The sequence below is a fragment of the Sodalis sp. RH22 genome (assembly GCF_047324165.1).
Taxonomy (GTDB): domain Bacteria; phylum Pseudomonadota; class Gammaproteobacteria; order Enterobacterales; family Enterobacteriaceae; genus Acerihabitans.
On sequence record NZ_CP178731.1, the window covers coordinates 411,125 to 423,312 of the forward strand.

Genomic DNA, 12,188 nt, shown 5'->3' on the forward strand with positions numbered 1-12,188 from the left:
AGACCCAGGCAGGTTAGCGTTATCTTGATGCTGTTAAACCCCGCATGGCATCCCTTGCCGAAGCATTTCCCGCCGCACACGGTGTGCTGGATATGATCGAAGGACCGCTGAAATTAGCGCGCCCTGCGCGTTAGGGATATCACCCCTATTAATCTCAAGCCGGTTGTGTTCGCCCTATTAGGTCACATGTTCGCCGCCGCCCGCGACCCCGATGTTTCACCCAGGGCGCGCCGCAGGAAAATCCGGGTACGTTCGTTACGAGGCTGCCTGAAAATCCGTTCGGGATTGCCGGATTCGATGATGTGCCCCGCTTCGGTAAAATAGAGGATATCGCTGACCTCCTCGGCAAACCGCATTTCGTGCGTCACCAGCACGCAGGTTATGCCGTCCCGGACCAGATTGCGGATCACGTTCAGAACTTCTCCGACCATTTCCGGGTCGAGCGCGGAGGTCACTTCGTCGAATAAAATCAGTTCAGGCTGCATGGCGAGCGCACGGGCAATCGCCACCCGCTGCTGCTGGCCGCCGGAGAGTTCCCCCGGATAGGCGGTCTCCTTATGCTCCATATGGACTTTGCGCAATAGCCCGAACGCCCGTTCCGTCGCTTCCTGGCGCGATACGCCCAGCACTTTGATGGGGGAGATCACCAGATTCTCCAGTACGCTCAGGTGAGGAAACAGGTTGTACTGTTGAAAAACAAAACCTACACGCTGACGCAGCTCGACAAATTCCTTTTCCGACCGCAGGGTATGAACCGGAATGCCGCAGACCTCTATCTCGCCCTTTTGTGGCCGCAATAGCCCGGTAATGCTGCGCAGAATGGTCGATTTCCCCGATCCCGAGGGGCCGATGATCGATACCGACTGGCCTTTACGGACGGAAACATCGATGCCTTTGAGTACCTCATTATCATCGAATGAAAGATGGACATTATTAAGCCGCACCAGAGGTTTGTCCGCACCGCTGCGTATAAGTGAGGAGCGGGTATCAGGATCGCGCATGTCGTTTTTCCTTTAGCCTCGTCAAACGGGCAATAGGGTAGCAATAGATGAAAAAGAACAGTAACAGGGTGAAATAGACCAAAACGGTGAAGTTAGTTCGCGCTACGGTATTACTGGCGATGCTGGCCATGTCGACCAGGTCGTGGACCCCCACCAGAGAGGCCAGGGATGTGCTCATGGTGATGCCGGCATACAGGTTCATCCAGGGCGGCAACATGCGTCGCACGCACTGGGGCAGTATGACATAACGAAAAATTTGCCCGCGCCGGAAGGCCAGCGACTGCGCAGCCTCCCACTGTGCGCTGGGAATGGACTGTATGGCGCCGCGGAAAATTTCGGCAATGATGGCGCTGGCGGATAATCCCAGCCCGATAACGACTTTTAACCAGTCCGGAAAGGGCAGGTACCAGTGAAATAAAGTAAATTCAAAAGGAAAAACGTAGGTGGTGAAATAGATCAATACCAGCACCGGCGCGTTGCGGAATACCTGTACATATCCCCGCACCAGGCGGCACAGCAGCCGCGAAGGCGACAAAGACAGCGCGCCGAATATCAGGCCGGCCGCAGTGCCAAGCCCCATGGAAACAATACTGATTTCAATATTGGTCCACATTCCGCTCAACAGCGCCGGCAGCCAGTGCCATAGCAACCTGATGCTTGGCGGCGCAGTGCCGCTAAGCAGCCAAAACAGATTCAGCGCCAACAGCATCAGCAAGGCGATAAACCAGGGGTCGGAACAGACCGCCGAGACAATTTCGCGGCGGCCGGAATTCGCAGCATGCAATTTCAGGGAGACGTCATTGTCCATATCCGGGCATCCTCAGGCGATGTTCCAGCCAGTGACCGACGGCGCTGACCATCCAGGTCAACAATCCGAACCAGATAAGAATCAGCAACAGCAGCTCAAGTACGTTGTCGCGCTGGGACCAAATCATAATTGACGCATAGGTGACATCGCCCACCGCGATAGCCGATGCAATCGCGGTCATTTTTACCAGATCGACCAGATTATTGATAAGCGAGGGCAGGGCGAAACGCGCCGCCAGCGGCAACTGGACATACCAGAAGGTCTGGCGGGGGGTGAACGCCAGTGAACGCGACGCTTCCAGGGTAATCGGCGAAACCGCTTCGATGCCGGCGCGCAGGGCTTCAGCATGGAATACCGCTTTGTGAACCGCCACCACCAGCACCACCCACATCAGCGGGGTGATGGGGCTGGCGCCGCCCGCTATTTTTTGGCCGATCAGCATATTCAGCACCAGAAATGCGCAGTAAAGTTGCACCAGCGCAGGGGTATTGCGGGTAAATTCCACGAAGGCGCTGACCGGAGCGACAATCCAGCGGGATTTGCGCGTCATGGCCGCCGCGATCAGGACGCCGATAAGCAAACTGATCGGAATGGTCAACAGGCATAATTTAAGCGAGACCCATGTACCGGCGATAAAAGCCTGCCGGTCGATGGGATCGAGCACAAAAGCATAATTCAGGCCCAATGGTCTGAAACAAGCCACCAGCCAGGCAAGAAACGACTGGATCACCGCAGACACCCCCGCTGCGCCGATAACCGCTGTCTCGCCCATATTATTTATCCGCCGGTTCAGCCGGTGCTGCGTCGAATTCTCCGCGCAGGGCTTTTTGGTGGGCATCGGTAAAATACTCGTCTGGGACACCGTATTTGTGGGCGAAATCCACTAATAAGCCGGTCTTGTGCCAGTCACGGATCACGCTGTCCACAAAGTTGCGGGTGTCTTTTTCTCCGCGCCGGGTCCAGATAACCGTAGGGGAAGGGATCAATTGATCTTTCGTCGCGATCTGGTAATCGGCCCATTCCGCCGCGCTATCGCCCACCAGTACCTGATGCATGGCCGGTGAGATATGTACCGAGGCGACACAGGTGCCACCTTTCAGCGCCAGCAGCGATTCGGGAATGCCGCGCAGCCCTTTGACAATGGCGCCGTATTCCTCCAGTGGCTTGGCAAAGTTACTGCCCTGGGAGACACAGGCCACTTTGCCTTTAAGATCTTCCCACTTGGAAATACCGCTTTCTTTACGCACCAGCGCCGCGCCGCCGACCAGATTATAGGGTGTAGGGGCATAACTTAGCGACTCGCTGCGCTCCTGGGTCCACTGGATATTGGCAATCAGCAGGTCGACTTTGCCGGACTGCAGGAATTGAACTCGCGTAGAGGCGGTAACCGGCACCACCTCCAGCTCGACTCCCAAGCGGTTGGCAATATTGCGGCTAAGCTCGGTTTGAAAACCGCCGGTCTGGTTGGTCGCGGGATCCAGAAAGCCGAACGGCGGGCTGGCGCCGTCCACCCCCACCACTATTTTCCCACGATCCTTGATTTTACCCAGCGTCGCGTCCGCGCTGGCCACCGGGGAAATAAACGGCAGCAGAACGGCCGCCAACAGCAGGTGAAGCGGAAAAAGTGTTTTCATAACATCCCACTAAGCCAATTTTCGTTTGGTTAAAAAGTTAACTGCCCTGGAATTTTTTGTGCAATTCCTGTAATAACGGTTGCGGCGGGGTAATCCCCAGTCTTTTTTCCGTTTCGATTAACCAGCCGGTCCGGTGCCAGGACTGAATTACCCGATCAACGGCGGTAATGGTGTCCGTTTCGCCTTTGCGCGTCCATACCACCGAATCGGCGGGCAGGATTTCATCGGCAATCGGCGCGTGATAGTCCGCCCATTCCCCGCCTTTGCGCACCAGGGGCTGCAGCAATGTGGAGTCGTGAACGGCCGCCACGCATTGCCCGCCTTTCAGCGCCAGTAGCGAATCGGCGGAACTCTTGAAGCCCTTGGTCACGGCACCGTATTCCGTTTCCAGCGGCCTGGCGAAACTGCTGCCCTGGGACACGCAAACAGTTTTTCCGCGCAGGTCCTCCCATTTGGCGATGCCGCTGTTTTTCAGCGTCAGGGCGGTTCCGCCTACCCGATAAAAAGGCGTGGGGGCATAGCCCATACTTTCCGCTCGCTCCGGATTAAGCTCCATGGAAGCAATCAGCAAGTCGACCTTGCCGGCAATTAAAAATTGCGTACGCGTGGCGGTTTGCACCGGCACCAATTCGACCCCGACCCCCAGATCCTTCGCCAGTTTGCGTGCCAGCTCCGGATTCCAGCCAATCAACTGTCGGGTTTGCGGATCCACTGAGCCAAAATCGCCGCCATTCACCAAAACGCCAATCGCCACGTTGCCGCGCGACTTTATTTTATCCAGGGTAGCGTCAGCCCTGGCGGTAACAGGTAATAATGCCGCCAATGTCATAGCCGCCATCAACTTTAACCACGTGCTGGCCGGATGGGTTATTTCCTTATTCATATTTTTGCATCTTCCTCATTTAATTTCACACCATCCAGCAGGCGCTTATAATACGAATGACCGGTATTTAGAGCACCGATGGGATTGTGGGCCAGGACACGATCCTTCACTATCAGATAAGTTACCGGCGCGTCGGAATTCTTGATAAATAATGAATCATGCCCGACACACAGGCCGCTGATAACATTAAGATCCGTTTGTTCCAGATTGCATAATTTAGCCTGCATAACAGGGTTGCACATGGCCTCGTAATTGCCTGGTTTGATTTTATCCTGCTCGGCAATACCGACGTCGCACTTGTCTTGCGCACCCACTTTACATAAAACGCCGAACACGTCCAAACCATTGGCGCGCAGTATATTGGCAAAGATGCGGTTTTCCTTGATTAATCCGGCACAGGATGCCACACCGATTTTTTTAGCGCCGATTTTTTTGGCAAATACAATAATTTCTTCTACTCGGGTTAATTGGCCGTAATATTGACCTTCAACCTGTGCGGATGCCAGCATTATCCTCGATATCATCGGATCGTCGTGATACAAGTCCAGGCTTGCACGCAAAACGGCTTCATTATCCGCCGACGTGGTCAAACATTTTCTGGGGAATTCTTTATCCCGAGTTTGGCAGTTAAGAAAGTTACACTCGGTGCACGTAAATTTATTCGCCATAACGGTTTTCTACTTTCCCAGAGAATCACTATATTAAATATAAGGAATTTCTCAGCGAAACCAACCAATCTTTCCGCATATCGATATGAAAATAATGAGCATCATGCGTGGGTAACATATTGTTCTATCACCACTAAAATTTAACAATGAGTGAAATTAATTAACCTGAATATAGCGATGTCAACTCATAAAGTCCGGTGGGGCATAACTGTATGATGCGAAAAAAAAGAAAATATTTCAATCGGGTGATAATATGCTATCTAATAACATTAAGGTTTCTCGTTATTATCTATTGAGAAAATAGCATTTCATTATTTAAAATTGTTCTTTGACACGTATTAAAGTCCATGAAAAGGTGAAGTCCTACTAGTTACCCTATAAAATGATTAACTACGGAATGATAAGGATAAGATGTGACACAGATAGGCATCGGCGAGAAGGCACATAATTTTGTGTTTGCATCTCCTTGGGACGGTAAAAAAGATTTTTTCACCGAGACCAAAAACCAACGGTCGCTGTTGTTATTCCTGCGTTATTTTGGCTGCACAACCTGCCAATTGGAAATACATAATCTTATTCTGGATTACCCGAAGTTCAAGCAGGCCGGCGTGGAAGTGTATGTGGTATTGCAAAGCAGCGCCGCAACCATTACCAGCGAGCTCAAGCAGGAAGATATCCCCTTCGTGCTGGTATTGGACCCGGAACAGACCTTATATAAAGCTTACGGGATTGGATCGCGGGATCCCGACAACGGCAGGACATTGGAACATCAAGCCAGGGTACAAACGGCCAAAACGCTGGGTTTTACCCATGGAAAATATGAAGGCAATGAGCTGCAGTTGCCGGCAACCTTTATTATCGGACCGGAGCATATTGTCGAGTATGCTTATTACGGCAAAGAAAGCTCCGATATCCCCGAGCATAATGTCCTGATAAAAAAGATTGGGGATGCATTAGCATAGATGCACCTGCTGAAGGTTTATTTTATGGGGTACGATAAGCATTATGATGCAGGTAAATAATATCACCAAGCATTTTGGTAAACAAAAGGTTATAAATAATATCAGTTTCGCGATTAAAAAAGGAGAGGTGGTGGTGATTCTTGGCCCCAGCGGGTCGGGCAAAACGACGCTGTTACGCTGCCTGAATTTTCTTGAGCGCGCTGACACTGGAAAGATGCGCATCGGCGATGCGGAGGTCGATATCGGGTCTTCAGGTAAAAAAGACATCCTGCGGTTCCGTCGTAAAATCGCCATGGTCTTTCAATCTTATAACTTATTTAATAATAAAACCGCCTTACAAAATGTGATTGAAGGTCCGCTTGTTGTACAAAGACGCGGACGGGAAGAATGCATCGCGCAGGGGAAAAGCCTGCTGGATAGCGTGGGCCTGTCAGCCAAATACGACAGCTATCCGTCAAAGCTGTCGGGCGGCCAGCAGCAGCGGGTCGGTATCGCCAGGGCAATGGCGTTAAATCCGGATGTCATTTTATTTGATGAACCGACCAGCGCGTTGGATCCAGAGTTAGTCGGCGAAGTATTATTCGTTATGGCCAGGCTGGCGAAACAGGGCGTCACCATGATTGTAGTGACCCATGAAATGCAATTCGCCAGGGAGATCGCCACCCGCATCCTGGTAATGGATCACGGCCACATTATAGAACAAGGGCCACCGGCGGAAATTTTTAATGCGCCGAAAGAGGAGCGCACCAAAAAATTTCTCAAACGTACTGCCCCATTGCTTACCTATGAGATCTGACGCCGGCTTTGCCGCCAGCCATTATATTGATGACAGCCAGGGTAAAATAAATGAATAATTTCATAAAGAAAATAGCGCCTGTAGCGCTATGCGCTATAGCGTTTTCCGCTCTGTTGGCTAATGCCGCCCCTGCCCCCCGGGACATTATCGTCGGCGCCCGCAATGGCTTCCAGGGGGTGGCGTATGTGGATGAAAACGGCAATTACACCGGCCTGGAAGCGGAAGTGTTAAAACGTGTCTTCAAGGAGCTGCCGCAATATAAATTTGAAATCCGTTATCTCGAGCAACGCTCGCTGTTTCCCAGCCTGCTGACCAATAAGGTGGATATGGTGCAAGGCAATCTGCGACGCAATGAAGTACGCGAAAAAAATGCTATCCGCACCCGCGTTGCCCACAACTGGACGCCTTATGTAATTACGGTGCCGCAAGCCAATACCCAGATTCATTCTTTGGCGGATTTAGAAGGTAAACGCATCGCCCAGAATAAAAACTCAGGCCAGGCGGGCATAATGGAACAGTATATTAAATCCCATAATGCCAATATCGAGATTGTCTATAGTCCGGAAATGCTGACGTTGCTTGCCGACGGACAGGTCGATGCCGTTATTTCACCGGTATTTAATGTGCCGCAGTTTAATGCGGTCCATAAAAATTATAAATTAAAGTACGTTGGCGAGCCGGTGGGGGGTGTGGCAGGCACGCCGGATAATGATCCAAACGCATATTTTTGGTTCAGGCCGGATGATAAGCAATTAAGGGATGATGTCAGTGCGGTCATTGCTCAACTACGGGCGGACGGTACGCTGAGCCGGCTGTCGCGGCAGTTTTTAAGCGAAGATTATCCGGCCAGGATCGACCTGCAGGCGGAAAAAAACCTGACGCAATAATCTATGGGATAATTCGATGATCGGCCTATAAATCCTTCAGCCAAAAACAATATCGGCATCAAATAAACCGATAAGAGAGCCGTTATATGGGACAGCTATTTGAAATACATTATGTTTTTGCCGCTTTTCCACGGCTGATCCCCTTTATACCCGAAACTCTTTTCTTATTGTTTATTTGCATTGCCGCCAGTCTGGTGCTGGGCGTCTTATTCGCCTTACTGCAAATCTTCCCGTTTCCAGTATTGTCCAGGCTGGTAACGCTAATAGTGTCATTTGTCCTTGGCATGCCGCTGCTCACCTTGCTGTTTCTGTTTTATTTTGGCTTGCCGGAAATATTCCTGCCGCTAGGTATCGATTTCACCAGAACCAACGGGATTTATTTTGTGGTTCTGGCCTTTGGTTTGCATTACGCGGTTATGGTGTCCGAGTATATCCGCGGCGCGGTTAACAGCGTAGGCAAAGGCCAGTTTGAGGCAGCCTTTGCCATCGGGCTTACCACCTTGACGGCATTAAGGCAAATTATTATGCCGCAAGCCATGCGGGTGCTTTTGCCCAATTTGGCGAACACGTATTTGCGCGCCATCAAAAGTACCTCGATTGCTTTTTCCGTGGGCGTCGTGGACCTGATGAGCCAGGCGCAGGTTATCGGACAATCTACCGGACATAATTTTGAAAGCTATCTGGCGGTAACGGTTATCTATTATCTCTTTTATCTCATCCTGAGTTCATTTTTTAAAGTGATGGAAAAGTGGTCGCTGCGGCTGAGTTATCAATAGCGGTATAAGACGTCGTCAATCAGATGTGTGGATTACCTGGAGTTAAGCAATGCGTTTTGACCTGGATTTTATGTTATTGGTGATGAAAGAAGTTATTTACAAGCTGCCGGTCAATATCATGTTGGCAACCAACGCTTTTGCGCTGGGATTACTCCTGGCCGTGGTGATTACGGTGATCCGGTTTTATCGGCTTCGTTTTCTGATTAAGGTAATTGATTTTTATATTTCCCTGGCGCGGGGAATTCCCCTTTATCTGCAAATCGTATTGTGCTTTTTTGGCCTGCCGATATTGCTGAAAACCTTGGCCGATGCGCTGGGCATGGAATTCAGCGTCCGCCATTTTTCACCGGCGGTGTCGGTGGTGGTTGCGCTGACCTTTAATGTCACCGCTTCGCTGTCGGAGTCGCTGCGTGGCGGTGTTGCCGGCATCAGGCGGGGGGAAATCGAAGCCGGCCATTCCGTCGGCATGACGATATGGCAAATTTTACGCCGGGTAGTGGTCCCCCAGTCCGCCGTGCTCTGCCTGCCCAATTTCTGCGTCTTGTTTATCGGCCTGGTCCACAGCACCACCCTGGCGTTTGGGGCAACTATTATTGAAATGAACGGGCAGGCGAGCCTGCTGGCCGATGACAACGGCCGCTATTTTGAAGCTTTTCTCGCCGCCGGGATGTTTTTTTGGGCCATAACTCTTTTTATCCAGAAAATTTTCAAGCTATTGGAAAATCATTTTATTGCCAAGACAAGGTTGAATTATGCCAAAGCGCATTGAATTCCATCAAGCGTAACCGCGAATGCTTTTTAGCGACAGGTATTTTATACGGCATTGTAAACCCTGAAATCCCGCCTGTTATCCAGCGGATAAATACTATTATGACATTAGAGGTCCCTGTTATGAAAATTACGCAAGTTGAAGTATTGCATATCCACGAAATTGCCACCGATGGCCACAAGGGGCAGCGTCCCGTGCTGGTGCGCATCGATACCGATGCGGGCATTTACGGTTTGGGGGAAGTGGGCCTGGCATACGGTTCGGCGGGCAGGGCGGCGTTCGGCATTATTCAGGATTTAGCCAGGCACATTATTGGCAAAGATCCATTTAATATCGAAGCCATTTGGGAAACGTTATTTAAAGAAACCTTCTGGGGGCAGGGCGGGGGCGCGGTCATTTTTGGCGGCATCAGCGGCATAGATATCGCCTTATGGGATATCAAAGGCAAAGCTCTCGGGGTGCCGGTATATCAATTGTTGGGCGGTAAAACCCGCGATAAAATCCGCAGTTACGCCTCGCAAATACAATTGGGATGGTCATCCCAGCGCGTGCCAGCCGTACATCCGGAAGAGTATGCCGCCAACGCCAGAACCGCGCTAAATGCGGGTTTTGATGCGGTAAAGGTGGACGTAATCATGTTTGATCAGCAGGGGAAAAACGCCGGCAGGCTGGAAGGGCCATTGCCGAACGCCACCCTGCGCCTGGCGCGGGACAGAGTAAAGGCTATCAGGGAAGAAGTCGGTCCCGACGTGGATATCATTATTGAAAACCACGCCCGTACCGATATCACCAGCAGCATCCAGCTGGCTAAGGCCATCGAGGAATTTTCTATTTTTTATTATGAGGAAATTAATACGCCGCTGAATCCTAAACTGCATAAACTGGCCAAAGAAAAAATCAATATCCCCATCGCCTCCGGCGAGCGTATTTATTCCCGCTGGGGGTTCCTGCCTTTTCTTACCGACCGGTCATTGGACGTTGTCCAGCCTGATTTAGGCACCAGCGGCGGGCTGAGCGAGGTAAAAAAAATCAGCGAACTGGCGCATATCTACGAAAGCACGGTGCAGGTCCATATCGCGGGTTCGGGGGTTATCGCCGCCGCCGCGCTGCATTTAGAAGCGGCAATCCCCAATTTTATTATTCATGAACATCATCAAAAAACCTTAATCCCCGGTTATATTGAGTTATGCGAGCATAATTATCAACCGGTTAACGGACATTTTGCCGTACCTGAACTACCCGGTATCGGCCAGGAATTAACCAAAACCGCATATCAAAAAGCGGACCGCATCACCATTAAGTAAGGGCCATGCCGGCCTGACAGATCATCTTATTTCCCGAACCAGGAGGAAACCGCTATGCTTGCGTCTCAAACCCGCCCGATACGTCCCGATCGTCTGACGCCGCCGCAGCTGCGCGATGAACTGTCCCGCGCCGGAGAGATCGCGCTGCTCGACGTGCGCGAATACGGCTTGTTTACCCACGGGCATCTGCTGCTGGCGGCGTGCGCGCCGCTTTGGCGGCTGGAACTGCTTATCGATCGCCTGGTGCCCCGCTCCACCACCCGGGTGGTATTGACCGACGAGGACGGCTCGCTGCTCGACGCGGCGGCCGACAAACTCCATTATCTGGGTTATAGCGATATGGCGGTGCTGGATGGCGGCACGTCCGCGTGGCGTGCGGCGGGATTTGAAGTCTTTATCGATGAAAATGTGCCCGGCAAGGCGCTGGGCGAGGTCGTTGAAGCGGTAGCGGGAACCCCGCATATTGATGTCGGCGAGCTGCGCCGGCGCCAAGCCGCGGGGGAGAAGCTGGTGGTGGTCGACGGGCGCACGCCTGAGGAATTTTATCATTTCAGCCTGCCTGGGGCGCACAGCCTGCCGAACGGCGAGCTGGCCTATCGTATCCGTGAACTGGCGCCGGACCCGCAAACGCTGGTGGTGGTGAACTGCGCCGGCCGCACGCGCAGCATTATCGGCGCCCAGACGTTGATTAACGCCGGTATTCCCAATCCGGTGGTGGCGCTTAAAAACGGCACTATGGACTGGCTGCTCGCCGGCCATCAGCTGGAACACGCACGGCGAACGGAGCTTCCCGAGCCGACCGCGCAACATATCAACGCGGCGCGCGCGGGGGCCGCGCGCCTGGCGAGGCGGGCGGGCGTCGCGACCATTGACGCGGCAGGCCTGGCTGATTTCGTCGCCGATGCGGAACGAACGTTATACCGGTTCGATATCCGCACCCGCGAGGAATATGAGGCGGGGCATCTACCGGGTTTCCGCTGGGCGCCGGGCGGACAGCTGGTTCAGGCCACCGATGGTTTCCTGGCCACCCGGGGCGCCCGGATCGTGATTGCCGATTGGGACGGCGTGCGCGCCCAGGGCACGGCGGCTTGGCTGCTGCAGCTTGGCGGTTATGACATTTATCTTTATGCGCCCGCCGCGGATAGCATAGTGGAAGCGGGCAGCGAGCCGGTGCGCGTGCGGCGCGATCCCCGCGCGCCGGAGGTAGCCCTGCTTACCCCGCAGCGGGCCGACAGTCTGTTGGCCGACGGATCGGCGGTGTTGATTGATGTCGATAACAGCCTGAGCTTTGCCAGGCAACATAGCGCGGGAGCTAAATTTATCGCGCCGCAGCGGTTACTGGAGTGGCTGCCGCGCTTCGCGCCGCGGCGGGTGATTCTGACCTCCCGCGACGGCGTTTTGGCCCGGCAGATTGCCGGCGAGCTGCGGCGGCGCAATCTGCCGGCCGCGGCGCTGCTGGGAGGCGCCAACGCCTGGGTCGCGGCCGGCTTACCCACGGAGCAAGGCGGGCAAGACGTGCTTACCGGCGAAGACGACGCGCGTTATGGCGGTTATAACGTCAGCGATCCCGAGCGCCGGGAAAGGTTGTTTCGTGATTATCTCGCCTGGGAAATAGGCTTGGTGGAGCAGCTTGGCCGTCCGGGCGCCGAGCTGCAATTCCAGGTTATCAGCGCCACGGCGCCCTAATGGCGCATCGTCGC

At 53.1% G+C, this 12,188-nt stretch carries 13 protein-coding genes; 7 read left to right on the plus strand and 6 right to left on the minus strand.

Going from position 1 to position 12,188, the window contains the following annotated elements; all coding sequences use genetic code 11:
* Window positions 1-182 precede the first annotated feature (182 nt).
* From ACL2XN_RS01820 to ACL2XN_RS01845, 6 genes are read right to left on the minus strand one after another with little or no spacing between them, the layout of a single operon-like run.
* Window positions 183-1,001, minus strand: coding sequence for an amino acid ABC transporter ATP-binding protein (locus ACL2XN_RS01820; RefSeq protein WP_413729984.1), 819 nt, complete (start codon window positions 999-1,001; stop codon window positions 183-185).
* Window positions 988-1,809 carry an amino acid ABC transporter permease gene (locus ACL2XN_RS01825; RefSeq protein ID WP_413729985.1) on the minus strand — a complete coding sequence of 274 codons (822 nt, stop codon included), beginning with the start codon at window positions 1,807-1,809 and terminating at the stop codon, window positions 988-990. The genes ACL2XN_RS01820 and ACL2XN_RS01825 overlap by 14 nt, the downstream gene beginning before the upstream one ends.
* Entirely contained in the window at window positions 1,799-2,581 is a 783-nt protein-coding gene (locus ACL2XN_RS01830; RefSeq protein ID WP_413729986.1) for an amino acid ABC transporter permease, read from the minus strand. Before ACL2XN_RS01830 ends, ACL2XN_RS01825 begins: the two co-directional genes overlap by 11 nt.
* Window position 2,582: 1 nt before the next feature.
* Window positions 2,583-3,443 (minus strand): transporter substrate-binding domain-containing protein, encoded by an 861-nt coding sequence (locus ACL2XN_RS01835; protein ID WP_413729988.1) that lies wholly within the window; start codon window positions 3,441-3,443, stop codon window positions 2,583-2,585.
* A 37-nt stretch (window positions 3,444-3,480) separates the two neighbouring features.
* Window positions 3,481-4,326, minus strand: coding sequence for a transporter substrate-binding domain-containing protein (locus ACL2XN_RS01840; RefSeq protein ID WP_413729990.1), 846 nt, complete (start codon window positions 4,324-4,326; stop codon window positions 3,481-3,483).
* Window positions 4,323-4,994 carry a DUF1847 domain-containing protein gene (locus ACL2XN_RS01845; RefSeq protein WP_413729991.1) on the minus strand — a complete coding sequence of 224 codons (672 nt, stop codon included), beginning with the start codon at window positions 4,992-4,994 and terminating at the stop codon, window positions 4,323-4,325. Before ACL2XN_RS01845 ends, ACL2XN_RS01840 begins: the two co-directional genes overlap by 4 nt.
* Window positions 4,995-5,407: 413 nt before the next feature.
* Here ACL2XN_RS01845 and ACL2XN_RS01850 point away from each other — a divergent pair, with 413 nt between their 5' ends.
* The 7 genes from ACL2XN_RS01850 to ACL2XN_RS01880 all read left to right on the plus strand — a co-directional run bounded on the left by ACL2XN_RS01850 (window position 5,408) and on the right by ACL2XN_RS01880 (window position 12,174).
* Window positions 5,408-5,956 carry a peroxiredoxin-like family protein gene (locus tag ACL2XN_RS01850; RefSeq protein WP_413729992.1) on the plus strand — a complete coding sequence of 183 codons (549 nt, stop codon included), beginning with the start codon at window positions 5,408-5,410 and terminating at the stop codon, window positions 5,954-5,956.
* A gap of 43 nt (window positions 5,957-5,999) precedes the next feature.
* Window positions 6,000-6,752, plus strand: coding sequence for an amino acid ABC transporter ATP-binding protein (locus ACL2XN_RS01855; RefSeq protein ID WP_413729993.1), 753 nt, complete (start codon window positions 6,000-6,002; stop codon window positions 6,750-6,752).
* A 50-nt stretch (window positions 6,753-6,802) separates the two neighbouring features.
* Window positions 6,803-7,639: a transporter substrate-binding domain-containing protein gene (locus ACL2XN_RS01860; protein WP_413729994.1), complete on the plus strand. Its 837-nt coding sequence runs from the start codon at window positions 6,803-6,805 to the stop codon at window positions 7,637-7,639.
* A gap of 86 nt (window positions 7,640-7,725) precedes the next feature.
* On the plus strand, window positions 7,726-8,415 hold the full coding sequence (locus tag ACL2XN_RS01865; RefSeq protein ID WP_413729995.1) for an amino acid ABC transporter permease: 690 nt from the start codon (window positions 7,726-7,728) through the stop codon (window positions 8,413-8,415).
* Between the two features lie 49 nt (window positions 8,416-8,464).
* Window positions 8,465-9,184, plus strand: coding sequence for an amino acid ABC transporter permease (locus ACL2XN_RS01870; RefSeq protein ID WP_413729996.1), 720 nt, complete (start codon window positions 8,465-8,467; stop codon window positions 9,182-9,184).
* Between the two features lie 122 nt (window positions 9,185-9,306).
* Window positions 9,307-10,488 (plus strand): mandelate racemase/muconate lactonizing enzyme family protein, encoded by a 1,182-nt coding sequence (locus ACL2XN_RS01875; protein ID WP_413729997.1) that lies wholly within the window; start codon window positions 9,307-9,309, stop codon window positions 10,486-10,488.
* A gap of 54 nt (window positions 10,489-10,542) precedes the next feature.
* Window positions 10,543-12,174 (plus strand): rhodanese-like domain-containing protein, encoded by a 1,632-nt coding sequence (locus tag ACL2XN_RS01880; RefSeq protein WP_413729998.1) that lies wholly within the window; start codon window positions 10,543-10,545, stop codon window positions 12,172-12,174.
* Window positions 12,175-12,188 lie beyond the last annotated feature (14 nt).